Annotated in this window: 19 protein-coding genes; 4 read left to right on the top strand and 15 right to left on the bottom strand. The window is 53.6% G+C overall.

Translation table 11 applies throughout. The features are described 5' to 3' along the window. Window positions 1–2: 2 nt before the first annotated feature. The 4 genes from JXQ85_RS00620 to JXQ85_RS00605 all read right to left on the bottom strand — a co-directional run bounded on the left by JXQ85_RS00620 (window position 3) and on the right by JXQ85_RS00605 (window position 4,160). Complete coding sequence (locus tag JXQ85_RS00620; RefSeq protein ID WP_421746911.1) at window positions 3–845, bottom strand: NlpC/P60 family protein; 843 nt, start codon at window positions 843–845, stop codon at window positions 3–5. Then, window positions 842–2,224: a leucyl aminopeptidase family protein gene (locus tag JXQ85_RS00615; protein WP_421746910.1), complete on the bottom strand. Its 1,383-nt coding sequence runs from the start codon at window positions 2,222–2,224 to the stop codon at window positions 842–844. The genes JXQ85_RS00620 and JXQ85_RS00615 overlap by 4 nt, the downstream gene beginning before the upstream one ends. 67 nt (window positions 2,225–2,291) lie before the next feature. Next, a complete protein-coding gene (locus tag JXQ85_RS00610) occupies window positions 2,292–2,672 on the bottom strand; it encodes a hypothetical protein (RefSeq protein WP_421746909.1) in 381 nt (126 codons plus the stop codon). A gap of 123 nt (window positions 2,673–2,795) precedes the next feature. Continuing rightward, window positions 2,796–4,160, bottom strand: a complete 1,365-nt coding sequence (locus JXQ85_RS00605) for an MATE family efflux transporter (RefSeq protein ID WP_421746908.1) — start codon at window positions 4,158–4,160, stop codon at window positions 2,796–2,798. A gap of 128 nt (window positions 4,161–4,288) precedes the next feature. Between JXQ85_RS00605 and JXQ85_RS00600 the strand changes: the two genes are divergently transcribed. Beyond that, window positions 4,289–5,434: an amidohydrolase gene (locus tag JXQ85_RS00600; protein ID WP_421746907.1), complete on the top strand. Its 1,146-nt coding sequence runs from the start codon at window positions 4,289–4,291 to the stop codon at window positions 5,432–5,434. A gap of 51 nt (window positions 5,435–5,485) precedes the next feature. Here the strand turns inward: JXQ85_RS00600 and JXQ85_RS00595 are convergent, their stop codons facing one another. The 3 genes from JXQ85_RS00595 to JXQ85_RS00585 all read right to left on the bottom strand — a co-directional run bounded on the left by JXQ85_RS00595 (window position 5,486) and on the right by JXQ85_RS00585 (window position 8,269). Further along, complete coding sequence (locus JXQ85_RS00595) at window positions 5,486–6,508, bottom strand: aspartate-semialdehyde dehydrogenase (protein ID WP_421746906.1); 1,023 nt, start codon at window positions 6,506–6,508, stop codon at window positions 5,486–5,488. Between the two features lie 262 nt (window positions 6,509–6,770). Then, window positions 6,771–7,580, bottom strand: a complete 810-nt coding sequence (locus JXQ85_RS00590; protein ID WP_421746905.1) for a division plane positioning ATPase MipZ — start codon at window positions 7,578–7,580, stop codon at window positions 6,771–6,773. Window positions 7,581–7,714: 134 nt separating this feature from the next. After that, window positions 7,715–8,269 (bottom strand): rRNA large subunit pseudouridine synthase E, encoded by a 555-nt coding sequence (locus tag JXQ85_RS00585; RefSeq protein WP_421746904.1) that lies wholly within the window; start codon window positions 8,267–8,269, stop codon window positions 7,715–7,717. Window positions 8,270–8,368: 99 nt separating this feature from the next. On the opposite strand from JXQ85_RS00585, the gene JXQ85_RS00580 reads away from it, so the two are divergent. Continuing rightward, window positions 8,369–9,505, top strand: a complete 1,137-nt coding sequence (locus tag JXQ85_RS00580; RefSeq protein ID WP_421746903.1) for a trans-sulfuration enzyme family protein — start codon at window positions 8,369–8,371, stop codon at window positions 9,503–9,505. Here the strand turns inward: JXQ85_RS00580 and JXQ85_RS00575 are convergent, their stop codons facing one another. After that, window positions 9,506–10,222, bottom strand: coding sequence for an SGNH/GDSL hydrolase family protein (locus tag JXQ85_RS00575; RefSeq protein ID WP_421746902.1), 717 nt, complete (start codon window positions 10,220–10,222; stop codon window positions 9,506–9,508). Between the two features lie 18 nt (window positions 10,223–10,240). Continuing rightward, window positions 10,241–10,756 (bottom strand): helix-turn-helix domain-containing protein, encoded by a 516-nt coding sequence (locus tag JXQ85_RS00570; RefSeq protein ID WP_421746901.1) that lies wholly within the window; start codon window positions 10,754–10,756, stop codon window positions 10,241–10,243. 72 nt (window positions 10,757–10,828) lie between these two features. Here JXQ85_RS00570 and JXQ85_RS00565 point away from each other — a divergent pair, with 72 nt between their 5' ends. After that, on the top strand, window positions 10,829–11,983 hold the full coding sequence (locus JXQ85_RS00565) for a benzoate/H(+) symporter BenE family transporter (protein ID WP_421746900.1): 1,155 nt from the start codon (window positions 10,829–10,831) through the stop codon (window positions 11,981–11,983). A 301-nt stretch (window positions 11,984–12,284) separates the two neighbouring features. On the opposite strand, the gene tcuB is transcribed toward JXQ85_RS00565, so the two are convergent. Beyond that, window positions 12,285–13,352 carry a tricarballylate utilization 4Fe-4S protein TcuB gene (gene tcuB / locus JXQ85_RS00560; protein WP_421746899.1) on the bottom strand — a complete coding sequence of 356 codons (1,068 nt, stop codon included), beginning with the start codon at window positions 13,350–13,352 and terminating at the stop codon, window positions 12,285–12,287. Further along, a complete protein-coding gene (gene tcuA, locus JXQ85_RS00555) occupies window positions 13,342–14,727 on the bottom strand; it encodes an FAD-dependent tricarballylate dehydrogenase TcuA (protein WP_421746898.1) in 1,386 nt (461 codons plus the stop codon). The genes tcuB and tcuA overlap by 11 nt, the downstream gene beginning before the upstream one ends. A gap of 79 nt (window positions 14,728–14,806) precedes the next feature. Between tcuA and JXQ85_RS00550 the strand changes: the two genes are divergently transcribed. Further along, complete coding sequence (locus JXQ85_RS00550; RefSeq protein ID WP_421746897.1) at window positions 14,807–15,724, top strand: LysR family transcriptional regulator; 918 nt, start codon at window positions 14,807–14,809, stop codon at window positions 15,722–15,724. Here JXQ85_RS00550 and JXQ85_RS00545 read toward each other — a convergent pair. From JXQ85_RS00545 to JXQ85_RS00530, 4 genes are read right to left on the bottom strand one after another with little or no spacing between them, the layout of a single operon-like run. Next, window positions 15,712–16,689: a D-2-hydroxyacid dehydrogenase family protein gene (locus tag JXQ85_RS00545; protein WP_421746896.1), complete on the bottom strand. Its 978-nt coding sequence runs from the start codon at window positions 16,687–16,689 to the stop codon at window positions 15,712–15,714. The genes JXQ85_RS00550 and JXQ85_RS00545 overlap by 13 nt on opposite strands. A gap of 46 nt (window positions 16,690–16,735) precedes the next feature. Continuing rightward, on the bottom strand, window positions 16,736–16,969 hold the full coding sequence (locus JXQ85_RS00540; RefSeq protein ID WP_421746895.1) for a hypothetical protein: 234 nt from the start codon (window positions 16,967–16,969) through the stop codon (window positions 16,736–16,738). Window positions 16,970–17,009: 40 nt separating this feature from the next. Next, complete coding sequence (locus JXQ85_RS00535; RefSeq protein WP_421746894.1) at window positions 17,010–18,101, bottom strand: 4-oxalomesaconate tautomerase; 1,092 nt, start codon at window positions 18,099–18,101, stop codon at window positions 17,010–17,012. Beyond that, entirely contained in the window at window positions 18,098–20,128 is a 2,031-nt protein-coding gene (locus tag JXQ85_RS00530; RefSeq protein ID WP_421746893.1) for a tripartite tricarboxylate transporter permease, read from the bottom strand. The genes JXQ85_RS00535 and JXQ85_RS00530 overlap by 4 nt, the downstream gene beginning before the upstream one ends. Window positions 20,129–20,132: the final 4 nt, after the last annotated feature.

Here is a 20,132-nt window from a genome sequence, read left to right as displayed (position 1 = left end):
GTCTAGACCGCTTGGGATAGAATCACACGTTTGCGACAGGTCACGGGGCCGTCGCCTTGTTGATCAATGCGGTTGATTGCCTGTTCCGTATTTTCAAAAGTCACCGCCATATGATGTGCATTCGCATGGATCAGGCGCGCGTCGTCTACAATCATTGCGACATGTCCCTTCCAAAACAGCAGGTCATTTCGTTGCAAAGAGACATCTGCAGGCAACTCATAGCCCAAAGTCTCTTCCTGCAGATCACTATCGCCCGGGCAAGCAGCCCCGCAGGCAACGAGTGCGGCCTGAATGAGACCCGAACAATCGATCCCAAACCGGCTGTTTCCTCCCCAAAGATAAGGTGTGTCTAAAAAGGTCTTTGCCACAGACACCGGGTCTTTCGAAAATTCCTGAATGGGCGCGCAATGGACCATCGGCACATAGCCATCTGCGGTTTGTAAGAAGCTGCCTTCGGTGCCTAAGCCGTGCAGCAAACACCCGTGGCTGAGCCTCATACGGTCCCGGGATTTAAAGTTTGGCGCATCATAAACATGTGTTGCGGCGGCCGAGACACGATGCGTGGCCTGCGGAGAGCTTGCCAGTGAAGATCGAGGCACATAGCCGACGTAGCCGTCTTTGTCTGAACGGATGAACGCCCAGCCTTCGTGGGTTTCATAGACCCCCACAGTTTCACCGAACAGCAGCTGTCGATCGCGATGGCCTTCGGGTGCATTCATCAGATCAACCAGAGGCCAATGTACTGCAAATGGTTCAGGTTCGACGTAGCTGACGCCCGGCCAATCTGATTGCAACGACGGATCGGCAACACGTTTGTTGGCGGGGGTCAGACGACGATCTTTCATAGATTTAGCACCTCTGGGAGAGCCTCAAGGATTGCGCGCGCGCCCATGCCAACACCGCCTTTAGGGCGTGCAGGCTTTGCAGTCGGGTTCCATCCATAGATGTCAAAATGCGTATAGTTCGGGGTATCGACAAACCGGCGTAGGAACAAAGCAGCTGTGATCGAGCCGGCAAATCCACCGGCAGGGGCATTGTCCAAATCTGCGATTCCCGGTTCAATCATGGACTCGTATGGATCCCAAAATGGCATGCGCCAAAGTGGATCGGCCACGCGGGTGCCGGCGTCCGAAAGCGCTGCCGCCATAGCATCGTCATTTGCATAGAAGGGGGATAGGTCCGGACCAACCGCAACGCGGGCCGCTCCGGTCAAAGTTGCCATGGATATGATTTGGTCAGGGTTGTCTTCTGCCGCAAGCGTCAGCGCATCGGCCAGCACCAAACGCCCCTCAGCATCTGTGTTGTTGATTTCAACCGAAAGACCTTTGCGGGAAGGTAGAATATCTCCTGGTCGGAAGGCATTTCCGCTGACCGCGTTTTCTACGGCTGGGATCAAGACACGCAGTTGTACTGGCAATTTCAACGCCATGATCATATGCGCCAAGCCCAGTACAGTTGCCGCACCGCCCATGTCTTTTTTCATCAACCCCATGGAGTTGCCGGGCTTCAAGTTGAGGCCACCGGTATCAAAACACACGCCTTTACCAACCAACGTCAGTTTCGGTCCGGCATCACCCCATCGCATGTCCAGTAATCGTGGCGCGCGAGTTGATGCACGTCCAACTGCGTGAATGAGTGGATGATTGTCAGAAAGCAGCTGATCGCCTTCAGTTACTGTTATAGCCGCAGAAAACGTATCGGCCAAAGACCGTGCAGCCTGATGCAGCTCATCGGGGCCCATGTCGTTTGCTGGGGTGTTGATCAAATCGCGTGTCAGTGCTTCCCCGGCGGCGATGGCTTCAATTTTTGCAGCATCAACGCCATCCGGGCATACCAATGACGGTCTAGCCGAGGCAGGCTGGCGATAGCGATCAAACCGGTAATCAGAGAGTAACCACCCCAAGGCCTCGTTTTCAGCTTCAAAACCGTCTGGCGCACTCATGATTTGATAACTATGAGCCGGAAGCTTGGAAGCCGCCGCCGCCAGTCCAAATCGCCCACGTTTTTGGTCTTGAGGAGAACCAATGCCAGCCACAGCAGCAAGGATTGAGCCATCGGCGTTGGGCAGGATCGAGATCGCACCGATGCTTGGCTTAAAGCTGGTCGCCTTGAGCAGAGTCTGCACATCATTGGGTTGCGTGCCAAGCCATGCGTCGAAACTCTCGGTATCGACGATATGCAAAGGAATGGTGTCGGGGGCGACTTTGGCAAATGTAGAGGCCATGTTGCTCTTCTTTTGGTTGTAGTTCTTCCTCTTAAACCTATCCGCTATGCCTCGCGCCGCAAGTCTTTTATCCGGACATATCCTGTTGATCCCAAAACTCGGTCAATGACCTGTCGCCGACCCGCAGCAGCCGAAAGTGAGTTGCTGCCATTGCGGGAGCATCATTGTTATCGATAGAGTCGGTCACCAACGCGCTGACTTCGACCAAAGAAGTCATGCCTATTTGGTCGCTGATCTTACCGATGGATGCGCAAACCTTTCGTAGTTCAGGCCACTGAAGTTGGGCCAAGAGCTTTTCACTTTGGGACAAGCGAATGGCGATCTCTTCCATTGCCTTTGTCTTGATGTTGTCTGAATCCTCTGCACCCAATAGGCCCTCAAGTTCTTTGATTTTTAAGCTATCAAAGAATACCGTTTCGTCCGGAAACAGCACACTGACCTGCTCCATTCTGCCACCTCAAAATCACACCCCCGCGCGAGCGGAACAAACAACAGAACTCTGTCGATTTGGTTGAAGCTGGCTGAAATAATGCGCGGCTTTTAATGCAAATCTGTCGGGCCCATTGCAGAGCTATGCATCAAGTGGCCCTTCTTTCCATTTCCCCTTTAAAAGGCGCAAATGAAACAGGGGGAACTTAAACAGCTCTTCGATCAGAAAGATCATAAAGACCAAGGTCGCCGACCATTCAAACCAATAGATGAAGGCGAAAGTAAGCGGCAGTTTGCAAAGCCATTGCGAGGAAAGAAAGATATTCATTACGTAAACCGTATCTCCGCCTGCGCGCAGGCTATGGCCGCACATGGCATTGGAGGTTTTGGGAAACGGCAATAGCAACAGGACCGGAAGAAAACTCCAAAGTGTGGCTTTCGTTTCATCCTGTAGACCGGCATAGACGACGGCGGACGCTAGAATGATGCCGAGATAAATAAGCGATACAATTCCAGCTGAAATGGCCGCGCCTTTCCAAGAATGCTTGAGGAAAGCGTCAAGTGTTGATCCCTGCTGGCGCTCGCCGAGCAACTGGGCGACGGTAATGCCCGTTGCTTGTGCCCAGCTGATCCCGACAGTTCCTGCGATATGAACCCATGGCATGATCAACGTCTTGGCTGCGAATTGGTTCACAGGTAGTTTTGCATACATCAACGTGCAGATATTATTGGTTAATGCGACGCTAAAAAACGTGGCAGCCAGGGGCAATGCAAAGACCAAATGGCGCTTGAGGCTCAGTATGAAGGTGTCGTTGCGCCAACCTTGAACGCCTTTGAACGCTCGATTTTTCACGTAAAGCCGCGATCCCAAATAGAGGGCTTGAATGCCCGCTGCGACCGCTGATCCCACTGCAGCACCGGCAACGCCCATGGCTGGTAAACCGAAGTGTCCGTGGATCAATATAAGGCTTAGCCCGACGTTGATCGGCATTATGATAAGATAGCTGTAAAATGGCGTTTTCGTTTGACCGCAGCCGTTAAAATAACTCGTCAAAAGTTGATTGCCGATCTCGGCAACCACGATCAGCAAAAATATATTCAAATAGGCCTGCGCTTGTGCTGCAATTTCCGGCGTATGTGCGAAGGATCGAAGAATGTCATCGGCGTAAAGGACTGCCAGACTGAGACCAACCAATCCAACAATGGCGTTGATCAGAAGGCCGAGCCAAAAGGCGGATTTTATAAAGACTTCGTTGCCCGATCCATAGGCCTGAGCAACGCGGATTTGCGTGGCGGTGGAAAAGGCAAAGAGCGTGCCCAATATCAATCCGCCAATCGATCCAGCCAGCCCCATCGCGGCCAAGGCAGTTTCCCCAAGAGGCGACACCAAATAGGCATCGATCGCAATGAGCCCATGGGTCATCACAGCCTTCAGGCCCAATGGCCAGGCCACGGAGAGTACTTGGCGCGAGCTGCGCGGAGAAGGGGGATGTGCAGAATTGGACATGAGTTACAAACTTTTACAAATCTTAAATCATCAAAACCAAATTGTCTCAAGTCCAGAACCTGCATCTAGGCCAGATCATGGTGTTTCTTATGCAATTCACATGACATAGTGGAACCAAAGAGGTGCCTATGCTGTCAAATTCCGATCTTGTAGAACTCACGGCCTTCCGGCGCGATTTGCATCGTCGCCCTGAGATTTCAGGTGAAGAATTGGAAACTGCAAAGGTGATCTGTGCAGCACTTCAAGAGCTAAACCCGACTGAAATTTTGAAGAATTTAGGTGGCCATGGTGTTGCTGCCATATTTGACAGCGGCAAGTCTGGGTTGACGGTTCTGTTTCGCGCTGAATTGGATGCATTGCCCATCCATGAAGTGTCAGACGCGCCCTGGCGTTCAGAGATTGATGGTAAAGGGCACCTGTGTGGTCACGATGGCCACATGACGATGCTACTGGCCTTGGGTCGCTTGCTGTCGCGACAACCTGTGGCCAACGGGCGCGTGATCTTGATGTTTCAACCCGCCGAAGAAGATGGCAGTGGGGCACGTGCTGTTGTGGCGGATCCACGGTTTGCTGACATCGCGCCCGAGTGGGCTTTTGCAATACACAACGAGCCGGGTAAGCCTTTTGGATTTGTGGCCACACGCGCTGGGCTGATGAATTGCGCATCGCAAGGATTGCAGATCAAATTGACGGGGAAAACGGCCCATGCGGCTGACCCGCAAGATGGCGTTTCGCCTGCATTTGCAGTCTCGGAGTTGATACCGGCTTTGACGGCACTCGGGAAAGGTGGGGCGCTTGATGAAAATTTCCGATTGGTGACCATCACGCACGTGAATATCGGTGAGCCAACATTTGGCATCGCTCCTGCAGATGCTGTGATTTATGCGACTCTACGCACGGCGTTTGACGACGGCATGGCAAGTGTTTCAACGCAAGCCAAAGCTCTCGCGCAGGACGCAGCAGCGCGCCATGGCCTAGATGTCGTGTTTGACGTCTTCGATGATTTCGCGGCTTCGGTTAACGATGCTGATGCGACCGAGGTTGCCCTGAAAGCCATGCGCACTTTGGGTATTGCGCATGGGAACGAAGGCTTGCCCATGCGGGCGTCCGAAGATTTTGGCGTGTTCGGGTGGGATGCCAAGGCAGCGATGCTGTGTTTAGGGCCAGGCGTAGATTATGCAGCGCTACACAATCCCGACTATGATTTTCCAGATGATCTGATCCCAATCGGGGCGGCTATATTTGAACGGATCGCACGGGACCTACTGGGATAAAAAAGCCCCGCCGAATGGGCGGGGCCTAATAAATTCAGTACTGGGGCGGAGTTAGCCCTTTTTCAAAACCTCACGGCCCAAAAGTTCCGCGATCTGAACGGCGTTCAACGCGGCGCCTTTGCGCAGGTTGTCAGACACGCACCACAGGTTGATACCATTGTCGATGGTACTGTCCTGACGGATGCGGCTGATGAAAGTTGCGAAGTCGCCAACGCATTCTTTCGGAGTCACATAGCCGCCATCTTCGCGCTTATCGATCACCATGATGCCCGGGCTTTCGCGCAGGATGTCACGTGCTTCGTCTTCGTCCAGGAACTCTTCGAATTCGATGTTCACAGATTCAGAGTGACCCACGAAAACAGGCACACGCACACAAGTCGCAGTGACTTTGATCGATGGATCGATGATCTTTTTGGTTTCCGCAACCATCTTCCACTCTTCCTTGGTGGAGCCATCTTCCATGAAGACGTCGATATGCGGGATCACATTGAAAGCGATCTCTTTTGGGTACACCTTTGCGGGCACTTCGGAAGTTGGGTTGTAAACCGCTTTGGTTTGCTCCCACAGCTCTTCCATCGCTTCTTTGCCGGAGCCAGAAACAGATTGGTATGTGGACACAACTACGCGCTTGATTTTTGCGCGGTCATGCAACGGTTTCAGTGCGACAACCATCTGCGCAGTCGAGCAGTTCGGGTTCGCGATGATGTTCTTCTTTGCGTAGCCATGCACGTCCTGTGGGTTACACTCTGGAACGATCAGAGGCACGTCAGGGTCGTAGCGGTAGAGCGAAGAGTTATCGATCACCACACAACCAGCTGCTGCGGCTTTTGGCGCATATTTTTTGGTGGCCTCAGAACCAACCGCAAAAAGAGCCATATCCCAGCCAGTGAAATCGAACGTGTCCAGATCTTTGGTTGTTAGGGTCTTTTCGCCGAAGGTGACTTCGGTGCCCAGCGAACGGCGGCTTGCCAAAACGGCAAGTTCGTCTACTGGGAACTGGCGTTCCGCCAGAATGTTCAGCATTTCGCGGCCCACGTTACCTGTGGCACCAACGACAACGATGCGATAGCCCATTGATCATCTCCAAAATTTCGGACGTGGTCTATTAGCGCTGTTTTCCACAGGAAAAAAGGCCACCTGCGACGCTTTCCTGTGATTTCTATCATTTCGAAACACGATTGATGGTGAAATGGAACGCATTTGTGCGTCCTAGCGGACGGAAATCCGCGATAGCCGAAAATGATAGATTTTTGTACGAGTTGAGTTCAAACCGACCTGCTGAATGAAATCTGCTCAGCCGGTTTGATTCTCCAATATAGCGGTTGGAACTGCAGCGTCAGAAGTTGACGGTCACACCCGGCAAGTCCAGCGCTTTGATCAGATCGCGCAGCTCTTGGCGCGCGGCAACGTTGGAAATATTCAACTGCTTCACACCGATATCTTTCAGATCCAGTAGTGTCAGGCCACGCGGGAATAGTTCGCGGAACACGACGCGTTCGTTGAAGCCAGGTGCGGTGCGGAAACCGATGCGTTTGGCCAGACGTTCAATCGCCTTGCCCATCTTTTCCTTGTTCACCATGTTCTGCGCGCCCAGACGGTTGCGTACCACGATCCAATCGATCGGTTTCAACCCGGCCTGTGCCCGCAACTGACGCGCGTTCCAGACCATTTCGGAATAGACCGACGGGCCTAGGATTTTTTCACCGTTGCTGTCGATATGCGCCAAGAGGTCGAAATCGATAAAGCTGTCGTTGAGTGGCGTCACCAATGTATCGGCGAGCGAGTGCGCGACTTGGCTCAGGCGTGTATGGCTGCCCGGGCAATCTATCAGGATGAAATCGGTTTTTGGTTCTAGCTCCGCCACCGCTGCAGATAGGCGCAGATCGTAAATGTTCTCGCCTTCCTGAACCGTCGCCGGGTCGATATCGGGCAGAGTGTGGTAGAACGGGCTCGGCAGTTCAATTTCAGCCGTGTCACAAAAGGCTTTACGGTTTTCAACGTAGCGACCGAAGGTGCGCTGTCGAAGGTCAAGATCAAGGCCCCCGACGCGGAACCCCATGCGGGCCAGCGCGGTTGCCACGTGCATTGACACGGTTGATTTGCCTGCACCGCCTTTTTCATTCCCCACGACAATAATATGTGCCATGCGCTCGTCCCCACTCATTTATGTTCAGTTGCCCGGATAGAGCGATCCAAGCCTGTGTTAGTCACACTATATGTTGTGTCGGGCAATAGGGGAAGCGCGATCACTGCGGTTATCCACAGCTTTGTGTTGTCGGCCTAGGCTTGGGTTTCGATCCATGCGCCGTTTTCAAGACCGTCGATGGTCCATGCGCCGATCCGATAGCGGATCAGGCGCAGAGTGGGGTGGCCGACAGCTGCAGTCATTCTGCGCACTTGTCGATTGCGCCCCTCGGTTAGAGTCAACTTGATCCAGCTGTCAGGAACGTTCTTGCGAAACCGGATAGGGGGGGAGCGCTGCCAAAGCATCGCCGGTTCTTCCATACGCTCGGCTTTGGCGGGGCGGGTCATTCCATCCTTGAGGGTCACACCTGTTCGAAGTTGCTCAAGCGCATCGTCTGAAGGCACGCCTTCAACCTGTGCCCAATAACATTTGGACATTTTGTTTTTCGGGTTTGCGATGCGATTTTGCAGTTTGCCATCGTCGGTCAACAAAAGCAGACCTTCGCTGTCACGATCCAATCGGCCTGCAGCATAGACGCCGGGCACATCAATGAAATCCGATAGTGTGCGTCGCGGGCTGCCTTCAGTGCCTTTATCCGTAAACTGAGACAGAACATCGAAGGGTTTATTAAATAAGATCACGTTGGGCATGGGCCGCATTTACACGCAACTTGGCGAGATGGCTATTGCGATGCGCCGTAAATCTGGCTCTAACTTGCAACAACAAGGCCTTGCCGCGAGAAAATCACGATGAAGAAAGATGTTCAGCCAGCCACCTGGGTGGCGCATGCTGGTGGATGCATGGACCAGAGCAGCGGAGGTGTTGTGCCAGCTATTCAGCCAGCCACTACTTTCGCAAGAGACGAAGGCTACGCACCGCTTAATCCAGATAACATCTATCAACGTCCACATAGCGAGAATGTTCGCCAAGTTGAGGCGGTGATCAAAGAACTAGAAGGTGCCGCAGATACTTTGGTTTTCCCATCCGGAATGGCGGCAATCGCAGCAGCTTTTCGTTGGTTACCAGCTGGTGCTCGGGCCGTTGTGCAGCAGGGAATTTACTGGGGCACCACCAAATGGATTCAAGAATTCTGTGCGCGTCGCGGCATTGATCTGATCCAGATTGATGCGAGTGACAATTATGTTTTGGCGGAGGCCTGCACCAGCGGCGCGGATTTGGTGTTTGTTGAAACGCCTTCTAATCCTTGGCTGAAAGTGGTGGATATCCAGCATGCCGCAAAAGTCACCCACGCAGCAGGCGGTATATTGATTGTGGATGGCACGGCAGCGACGCCTGTTCTTTCTAGGCCCTTGTCGCTGGGTGCAGACATCGTCATGCACTCTGCGACCAAAGCTCTGAATGGGCATTCAGATGTTTTGGGCGGTGTTCTTTCTTGCCGCGCTGAGACAGAAATTTGGGAGGCCATCCGCACGGACCGTGCTGATGCAGGCGCAGTGATGGGGACATTTGAGGCGTGGTTGTTGCTGCGCGGCATGCGCACGCTGGCTTTGCGTGTGGAACGCATGAGTGCAAATGCGCAAACGCTGGCTGAAAACCTTGTAGATCATCCCGGTGTTGAGGCCGTTTTGTACCCAGGCTTGGAGACCGACCCGGGGCATGCGCTGGCAAAGACACAAATGGCAGGCGGCTTTGGCGGCCTGATGTCGGTCTTAGTCAAAGGAGACAAAGAGCGTGCACTCGAGGTGGCAGGTCGATTGAAGTTGTTTCTGCGAGCGACGTCGCTAGGTGGAGTCGAAAGCCTTGTGGAGCACCGTTATTCCATTGAGTCCCACACTGGCCTGCCGCAGAACTTGCTGCGGCTTTCAGTGGGTATTGAAGACGTCGATGATTTGATCGAGGACTTCTCGAAGGCGCTTGGGCAATAGTTAGCGGATCGGATCGACCCTGCGGATGTATTCTGACACGCGCGCACCGATTTCAGCGCTGCCTTTCAGGGAAGGGTGGATCATATCAATGCCGTGAAAAGAATTGTCGCCATGTGGCACAAGATCGGCAATGGATACAAAATGAACCCCATCTTGGGATCGCGCCATGTGCAGCAGGCGGCTTTCCAACTCATCGCCTTCATCGCGACAGTTCTCAATTGGTGAGTTCATTCCCGGGCTGCGCAGATAGCCAACCCATAGCACCTGTGCGCCAGAGTTGCGCAGGCGAGTGACCAGATTTGGAATTTTACCGACGGTTGCATCCAGGGAAATCAGTTTTTCCATTTTGGTTTCGCAACCATTACAGCCGCAACCCAACCACAAGTCATTACCGCCGCCGTTCAACACCACCCAGTCCCATTCGCCACCGCGAAATTGTTGCGCAATGTTCAATCCCATCGCACCGGTAATCGGCAGAGCATACGACATGCTGGCACCGACCATGGAGTGATCTTTAATGGGTTCATTCAATGCGCGGGAAACATAGTCAGCCACAGCACGGCCAGACACTTTGTGCGCAGCCATCATTGAGTCGCCCATCGCAAGAATGCGAGGGCTCTGCGGCGCATTGCGGGATACTTCCGGAGAGCCAGCGGGCTCAACGCAACTCATCAAAATCAGGCCCGATAATAGGGGCACAAGGAACTTTTTACTCATAATACTCTCGGCTCGGGGTCAGCTCGGATAATGGATTGTGTTGTGGATATGCACTGGAAATGGGCCAAGATTGCGGTAGCCGTGGGGCTGGTCAGCGGCGATTCTAAGGGAATTCCCCTGTGAAAGCGGGCGCCACTTGCCATCAAAATAGATCTCGAGGTCCCCATCGATCGCGAAAATATCCTCGATCACGCCTTTGCGGTGTGCAGCGGATTCGTGGGAAAGGCCTGCTGCCAAGCCGACGATGAATGTTTCAGACCCAAGAGCCGCATCAAAGGCAAATAGGGTCTGTACAGTGATGCTTTCTTTAAAGTGATGTCCTGCCACAGGTGGTTCAGTGATCAACGCTGACAGCGGCAGCTTGAACCCTTTTGAGAGTTTCCAAAGCGTTGCGATGGTAGGGCTGCTTTCTCCACGTTCTATCTGTCCAAGCATTGCTTTGCTCACTCCAGTCAACGTCGCGGTAGCCGAAAGACTAAGGCCGGCCTGCTTACGAATGGCTTTCAGATTGATCTGGATTGTGTCGTCGGTCATGAATACCTCTTGCTTTGTGCGTTATAACGCACGATGCTCGCTTGAGCTAATCATTTGTGAAGGCGAGTCGGAATGTTTGGATTCAAACTAACGCATATAACTTCAGGAATTTTGCCAGCTCTTGTAGGCTATACGGGTAGCATTGCTATCATCTTTGCTGCGATTGAGGCGCTAGGCGCGACGCAGGCACAGGCCAACAGTTGGCTTTGGGCGCTGGGGATCGGCATGGGGCTCAGCGGGATCGTTCTCGCGTTTCGGTATCGCATGCCTGTATTAACTGCTTGGTCGACCCCCGGGGCTGCATTGATTGCTGTTTCAGGCGAGGGCGTCCCTATAGAGCAAGCTGTCGCCGCCTTTCTGTTTTGCGCGATCTTATTGATCCTGACCGGCGTTACAGGCGTTTTCGAGCGCCTTACCAAAGTGATCCCCCCCGCATTGGCCAGTGCAATGCTGGCAGGGATTCTCTTTCGTTTTGGGTTAGGGGCTTTTGAAGCTTTGGAACAGGCCCCTTTGCTTGTGATCATCATGTTAATGACATGGCTGGCTGGACGTCTGTGGTTCCCTCAATTGACAGTGGCAGTCGTTCTGTTGGTAGGCGCAGCTTTTTGCGCAGTGACCGGGATGTATAACCCTGATGTCGACATAACGCTTGCCTTGGCAAAGCCTGTTTTTGTGATGCCCGAACTGAATTGGTCCGTGATCATAGGGCTCGGTTTACCGCTTTATATTGTGACGATGTCATCCCAAAATATGCCAGGCGTCGTTGTGCTGAAATCCGCGGGATATGAGCCACCGGTGTCAGGGACTTTGACGGTAACTGGTGTTACTTCTCTGTTGCTCGCACCCTTCGGGGGGTATGCCTTTAACTTCGCCGCGATCACTGCCGCGTTGTGTTCAGGACCTGAAACGGACCCAGACCCTTCACAACGTTATAAAGCCGTGTTGGTGAGCGGATCAGTGAACGTTCTGGCTGGATTGTTTGGGGCCACTATTATTAGCCTGTTCCTTATCGCTCCCAAGGCATTGGTGCTGGCAATCGCAGGCATTGCACTCTTAAACACGATTACATCCAGCTTGACGGCAGCATTGGCTGATGCTCGAGATCGGGACGCGGCATTGGTTACGTTTATGATGGTGGTCAGCGGTATTAGCTTTTTCAACATCGGCGCCCCGGTTTGGGGGCTCGTGTTTGGGTTGATCGTAAAGATAGTATTGGATCGGAAGTAGGTAGTTTAGAAATTGGCCGCGATCCATTTTTGTGTCGATAGCGGTTAATTCCATTTGCAGCGAATACCGGGTCTTAGCCCATACGTACAGATTCCAGATCAAGTACGAACAGCGTGTGACTTCAATGGCAGGCAATTGCGTTGAAATCGCACGTAATAATTCGGAAATTCATGTGGCCCAGCCTTAAGGGCTGCATTTAGACGCTAAATCGCAGGTTTCTGCTGAGTTTGATTACAGAAGAAATTGAAGCGAAAGAACAATGATCTGAACCGCCACACGTTGCATCTTTCGAAAAACCGTCTCACTTCACGAATTCTGATTGGGCGTTTCGTATCATCGCGGCCAAGCGAAAAAAACCATGCGCCATCTTGGTAAAAGGCGTCAACAGGAAGAAGGCCAAGACCGCGCCGAGGTGAATCGCGAGAAGAGCAGGCATGAGGGATGTACTTCCACCAGCGTAGAGCGCAAGTCCGGTCAATGCGACGCCGCCCAGCAAAAGAATGAAGGCTATATCACCACCCCAGCTTTTCGGATCGCCCAGATCCCGATCGGACCGCCATTTTAATTCAACCATCCGCAGACAGCCAAGCGTCAGCAAAACCCCTCCAGGAACCCCCAACAGTTTTGGAAGCGACCAGAATCCATAAGGCGCATGCATACCAAAGATGTAATGCATCACCGTGCCCGCACTCGTGGAGGCGAAACACAACAAGAAGCCGTACATAATTGCCTGATGCGCGTAGCGGCGGGCGTGACTGAATTTGTCTTCTTCTTCGAAGTTACAGCCATCGCCATGACCCGCTGCGAGGTCTTTCATCTTTGCCGTGCGGCCAAAAGCAACGGTGATGTCGCGTAGTCTGATGCGGTCGCCTCCAATATCTGACCAGTAGCGTTTTAAGCCAATGCCAATGCTTACCAGTGGAAACAGGAAAGCCGGGAGGAAGATCGCGACCATGGCGTTGTGTGACAGAGCCGCATAAAATCCGTCGCCGCCTGATGAGCGCAAAAGATGGATCGCAAAGAACAGCACGGCGAAGCCGACAACCAGCGCAAGCGCTATACGGGATCCCGATGTGTGAAATGCCTTCGCGAAGTTACTGGGCCATGCGTAGTGTTCCCAGCTCTCACGCCGGACTTTTGCCAAGGCTTTCGGCAGGTTTAGATCAAACTCGTGCGGAGCCGTGTATTGGCAGGCGTAATAGCAACCGCGGCAGTTGTGACACAGATTGGCGAGTTGGGTGATGTCACCCTCAGTAAAGGCGCGCTGGCTGTGAAGGGCGGGAAAGACGGAACAATAACCTTCGCAGTAGCGGCACGCGTTGCATATCTCCACCTGACGCCGGGCTTCATTGATCAGATCACTTTGCATAATTTGCTGCCTCTTGTCCTGCGATGCGGCCGAAAACGGTGCCAATGGCCATGCCAAAGCCGGCTAAGTACCCTTTGCCCAGAATAGAGCCTGCCATGGTCTCGCCAGCGGCCCACATATTGCGAATTTTGCCGTGCTCGGTGGAGCATTGCGCGCGTTCATCAACCTTGAGACCAAGGTAAGTGAAGGTGACGCCCGTCTTGAGTGAATAGCCGTAGTAGGGCGGCGAATTGATCGGGCGGGCCCAATTGGTTTTGATGGGATCAATACCTTGGGTAGTAACACCGTCTAGCTCGGTTGGATGGAAGTTGGCATCATCGCCGCAGGCGGCGTTGAAGGTCTCAACGGTTTGCTTCAGCGCGTCCGCCGGCAGGTCCATCATGCTTGCAAGCTCTTCGATGCTGTCTGCTTTCAAAGGCGGAAAGACAGATGGCATAAAGAGGTCGATCGATTTGCTGTCGATGATCGCATAGCCCACCTGATCCGGTTGGGCGGCCACCAGACGTCCCCAGATCGCGTAGCGCTTCGGCCAGACGTCTTCGCCTTCATTGTAAAACCGTTCTGCGTTCTTGTTCACCACGATGGAGAAGGGCACACAGTCAAGGCGCGTGACAATCCCGCCGTCATACTGCGGCGCGCGGCCGTCGATGGCGACCGCATGGCACTGGGTAGGGTCGCCAACCGTCTGGGCACACTGTTCAAGAAGGTCGTTTAGGACAACACCTCGATTGTAAGGTGTGCCACGGATCAGGAAGTTCTTGGCCGCCGGTCCCCAGGCCCTCGCGAGCCAGTCCATATCCGCTTGGAAGCCACCAGAGGCGACAACGACGGCCTTTGGCGAAATGGATTTTGTGCCGCCTTCGTGTTCGTATTCGACTTTGGAGATCGCGTCGCCATCCAGTTCAAGATGCGTGACCTTGGCTTTGTATAATACGTCCACCCCAAGCGTTTCAGCCGTGCGGTAATAGGCGTTCACCAAACTCTTGCCGCCCCCCATGAAGAAGGCGTTCGTGCGTCCTAATGATAGTGTACCAGACAAAGTTGGCTGAAACCGCACGCCACGGTCCTGCATCCACTCAAAGCAGCTTTCGGTTTTGCTGATCACAAGACGCGCTAAGGTCTCATCGGTCTGACCATCGGTGACCTTCAAAAGGTCGTTCCAGTATTCTTCCTCGTGATAGCTCTCAATCAGCGGCCCGAGGGGTTTCTTGTGCATACAACGAAAGTTACGTGTGTGGCGCGAATTGCCCCCACGATAGGCTTTGGGCGCGGCTTCAAGTATTAGAACTTTTGATCCCGCTTCAGCAGCGGTCATGGCGGCACATAAAGCAGCGTTTCCGCCGCCGATCACTACGATGTCGTAAGCCTGGGTCATACCAATATTCCTTGATGAAACATCGATAGCCTTCGGGTATTATTTTGACCAATGCTGTAAGTTCCCATATTAATGCGTCATGCGCATTAATTACGATTTCGGGGATCTCGAGGCCTTTCTGACAGTCAAGGATTGCGGGTCATTCCACCTAGCAGGCGAACGCCTGAACCTGTCACAATCAGCAGTCACACGGCGGGTGCAGAAGCTTGAAGAAGCTTTGGGCACTGAGCTTTTCCATCGCAGCACGCGGTCGGTGAAACCCACTCTGGCAGCAAAACGGCTTGAGGCGCGGGCGCGGGCCATGCTTGAGGATGCATTTGAAACCAGTCAGGCCATGCGGGATGAAAGCGTCGCGTTCGAACACCAGCGCAGTACAGTTGTGACCGTTGCAATCATCCCAACCATTGCGGCCCGTATTTTGGCCCCGGCAATAACCGAGTTTCGCGGACACGGATCAAATGCACGGGTACAAATCAAGGATGGCTCCGCCAATGACGTCGCCGAATGGGTCGCGCAGGGTGAGGCAGATTTTGGGATCTGCTCCTTACCTCTTCTCGAAGCAAACACAGACTTTGAGGTGCTGTTTGAAGAGGAAATCGGCGTGGTGCTTAATCCAAGCCATCCGCTAGCACGACAGACAAATCTAAGCTGGCGCGATATTGCGGATCAGGAACTAATTTTACCGGCACGGGGCACGGGCAACCGTCTTTTGATTGACGAAGCCCGTGCCCGCGCTGAAGCTTCATTGGTTTGGACCTATGAAACAGGACGATCCACCACCGCACTTGATCTTGCAGCGTCCCAATTGGGCCTCGCACTTCTCCCAAAGTCGGTGATGGCGTCAGCAAATGGGCGGGAGTTGACCTTCCGCGATTTACGCGACCCGCAGATCAAGCGCCCGATTGGCGTGTTGACGCGATTTGGTTTGACGGAGACACGCACGGTAAGTGCACTTAAGGACACGATCCGCCAATCCGTTGCGGATCAACTTGCGTAAGCTTCGGGATTGATCATGTGAATTGGGTTTCCATTTGCAAATGCGTTCACCTGATCAAAAATGTCGCTGAATTGCAGATCGAACTCATCTTCGGTCACAAAGCCAATATGCGGCGTTGCGATCAAATTGGGATGGCTGAGCAGCATATCATTGGGATCTGTCAGTGGTTCTCTGTCAAACACATCGATGGCAGCCTGACCGGGGCGGCCCGCGTTTAAGGCCGCCAAGAGCGCGCCTTCTTCGATCAGGCCCGCACGGGAAGTGTTCACGAACAAGGCACCCGGTTGCATCTGCGCAAAATCTTCAGCGGTTATGATCCCACGGGTGGTTGGTTTCAGGCGCACATGTAGAGAGACAACATCGCTTTGCGCAAAGAATTCTTCTCGGCTTTCAGGCACCGTCTGTTGATTTGCCAGAGCACGGGCACGGCCTTCTTTGGAACTCCACCATATGACTTTCATGCCAAAAGCCTCGGCATAGGTTGCCACGGTTTTGGCAACCCGACCGTATCCATAAAGCCCAAGCGTGCGTCCTCTTAGGGTTTTGCCGACCCCCATCTGCCAATTTCCTGCTTTTACCGATGCCATCTGCTGCGGCAATTGTCGCATGCCAGACATGATCAAAGCCCAGGTGAGTTCCGCCGCCGCATAATTTGGCCCACTGCCGCTGGGTTGTTTGGAGCAGAACAACACGTCATTGTCGGAGCAAGCGGATACATCCACGTGCGGGTACACGCCGCGTTGTGACACGAGCTTAAGGTTCGGGAGCGCATTTAGCAGGGCTCTCGTTACCTTTGTGCGCTCACGAAACAGAACCAAAACCTCTGCTTCGCGCAATCGCTCGGCAAGAATGCTCACATCGTCAACATGATCAGTCCAAACGGTAACCTCGTGCGTTGAAAGCGTGTCAAAGCAAGGAAGCCCGCGAAGCGTGTCAAACCAGTCATCGAGAATGTGAACTTTCATTTTAACTCCCAATGTCTGAAGGCCTCGCAATGATGCTGCTTCAATCCTAGATCTCGTTCCGACCTTTTGTACTGTTGGACGTGTTCCGTCCGCTATGTGGCAACACAGTAGTCGCCTGTATGACGCGTTTGTGCAAATCTTCAAGGAAGCGTTTGTCGACATTCCCGCCACCTGCTTGCGTTGTGCTGTTGATTAACAAATCACTGATGATTTTGCGCGCGTCTTCCAGATTCCTAAGCGCATCCGAAATGTGGCTCAGAGCCGTCGCCTTATCGTTCATATTTTCATCCTTGATTGGTCCAATTCACATCCAAGCTGCGTCAGCTTTCCTTCGCCCAAACCGATTTCGGGACATAGACCATTCCGTCCACGAGCTTGCGCGCGGTGCGCAACAAACCGGCTGCATTCAGTTTGAAGCCATTGTTTTGTTCATAATCCACGATGACGTCGATAGTGCCGGAGGCGTGCTCCAGAACAACAGTCGCTGGGTTATCGATAGGTCTTTCCAGAAGCCCGTCTGCCACTGTTCCCGGCGTCAAAGCGCAGGAGGCAAGACATTGGGCACCCGTTACAGCCATGCTGGGGTGGGTTTTCCACGGCATGAAATAGCGTGTTGCGATGGTACCGCCATTCTTTGCAGGCGCCAGCAATCCAAACTTTGGAGTCACGGATTTAGAGACATCGCCCATGCCCATCAACTCACCGGCTTTTAAACGGATGGCCTCCATCCGGGCGAAGAACTCGGTGTTTGCATCTAGTTCGGCAACGCTTTCATAGCCTGTCAGTCGAAAATCCTCAGCCCGCGCCATGACGATGGGCATGGCAACGTCCATGCAGGTGACTTCGATGCCATCGATGGTGTCGCGCAATCGATCGGTTGGCAGGAATGCCCCGGTTGCAGAGCCAACAACGCCCATGAAGGTCAGCTGCACCGGCGCTGCCGTTCCTGGCACCCCTGCAATTTCAGTGGTCCCTTCATATGTCACTTCCTTGCCGGTTGTGTCCAATACGGCTCTCACTTGTGCGCCGGTATTCACGGCTCGGATTTTGATCTCGGTTCTGTCGCCCTGCGGCTTGAACAACCCGAGTTCTATCGCAGCTGCCCCGACCCCGGACAAGATGTTGCCGCAAGTGGGTTTGAAATCGACAAGCTGCTCTTCGACAGAAACCTGTGCGAAGAAATAGTCGATATCAGCCCAGTCATCATCAGACTTAGACAACATCGCAACTTTGGTGGTCACGGCAGCACCGCCACCGATCCCGTCGATGTTCAGTGGATGACCCGAACCTAAAGCACTGATCAAAACGTCAGCAAGCTGATCCAGATCCTCCGGCAGGTCGTCCCGCCGGAAGTATGGGCCACGCGAAGTCCCGCCGCGCATCATTACAAATGGTATTGCTGTCTGGGTCATTTCAGTGGCCATGGCAGGTCAACTGCCCTTTGCAAAAGCCCAGGAGGGAAGTCGCGGTTCAACATGCCAGCCATGAAGCACATGAAGCCGATGCCTAGGGCAGTCAGAAGTAGTGTTTTTGGCCAATTAGCTTGCGCACGCGTGCGCAGGAAAGCGATCAGGAAGCCAACAAGCGCGAGGATGAAGCCCACAAAGAAGGTGCCGATGATCAGGCTCGCAAACCAAGCCAATGTTCCCCAGAGTCCATAGGGTGCTTCCGAGTCATCACCTGACACTTCTTTGTCTGCAAAAATTGCGTCGCCTTCGGGGCGGCGCATCATCTGGATCAGCAGGACGACGCAGCACAGGAAAGCAAAGCCACCCACAACCAACGGGATGATTTTATCCGTCATGTTGTAGTCAGGGATCATATTGGCGTTGATCAATGCGAAGGCCAGGTAACCCGCGATGATCAGCAGGAACACCAGCGGTGCACGTTTGCTGCCAGATTGCACTTCACCTTCTGCCATGATGGTTTTGGCTTGGCGAATTCCCAGGATCACCGACACAACCGTGACGATGATCAAGACAATTACAATTGGGCTGAACACATAGTCCATGCCTTCCTCAAAACTCCTGCGGAAGCGGAAGCTTGCGATCTGGAAGGCTTGGTTTGTGAATTTCTCCACTGGATTGGACAGCACGAAACCGATCAAGAAAGCTGGGCGCGACCAATCAAAGCGGCGCAGGAAGATACCGATCAGGCCGATCACAAAAAGCGCCAGCAGGTCTTCGAAGTTTTGACCTGATTGGAAGGCCGCAAAGCTGATCAGCATGAAGAGGAAGGGAGCAAGGTATGTGAAGCGGATCTGGGTCAGCTTCGCGATGCCACCAGAAGCCGCGATACACAGGATCGTGCCGACAACGTTTGCCAGCGCCAGCAACCAGACGATGGAATAGGTGATGTCCAGATTGTCTTTCAGCATGTTCGGGCCAACTTCGATGTCGCCCGAGCCCAATAGCGCAACGGCACCTATGAAAATCGCCATCGAACCTGAACCCGGAATACCAAACAGAAGCGTTGGAACCAGACCCCCGCCTTCTTTCGCGTTGTTGGAACTCTCTGGCCCAATCACACCGCGCACTTCGCCTTTGCCGAAGTTCGATTTGTCTTTTGTGGTTTGAACGGAATGGCCGTAAGCAATCCAGTCGACGACAGAACCGCCAAGCCCCGGGATCACACCAACAATAACGCCAATGATCGAGCAACGGATGGACAACCAAATATTGGCAAACCAGTCTTTGATGCCATCAGCCCAACCGCCGCCAAGCTTCGCGCCTTTGGCGATGGATTTATCTTGGCGCAGCAGGGACACGATCTCTGGAACAGCAAAGATGCCAAGACCGACGATCACCAGTTTCAGACCATCTGTCAGATAAGGAATGTCATAAGTCGCCATACGCAAGCTGCCACCCGCGTCGGCTTCACCAATGGTGCCGATCATCAGGCCCAGACCTGCGGCTGCGAGACCTTTCAAGGGAATGCGACCTGCGAGGATGGCGACCATGGAAAGGCCAAGGATGGTGATCATCAACATCTCGGGCAACCCGAAGGCCAACACGATTGGTCGTGCGATCAGGATAAACATCGTCAGGAAGGTCGCGCCAACAAGGCCACCAAATAACGAAGAGGCAAAGGCGGCGGACAGAGCCCGCGCCGCTTCGCCTTTCTTCGCCATTGGGAAGCCGTCCAAGACGGTTGCCTGAGATGCCGAACTGCCGGGAATGCCCATCAACACAGATGCGAAAGTGTCAGACGTGGGAACAACGGCCACCATACCGATCATCAGGGCGAGACCCAGAATGGGATCCATACCGAACATGAAAGGCAGCAAAAGGGATAGGCCAGCGATGCCGCCCAGCCCCGGAAAGACCCCAACGGCGAGGCCCATCACGACGCCAAGAATAAGATAACCAAGAACGATGGGCTGCAGGATCAGAGCCCACGCGTCACCAAGCGCAGGAAGTGCGGTCGCGAAAATCTCCATGGGA

It is taken from the genome of Cognatishimia sp. (genome assembly GCF_049116455.1).
Classification (GTDB): Bacteria; Pseudomonadota; Alphaproteobacteria; order Rhodobacterales; family Rhodobacteraceae; genus Cognatishimia.
The sequence above is the reverse complement of the archived record's forward strand: the minus strand, read 5'-3'. Positions and strand labels throughout refer to the sequence as shown.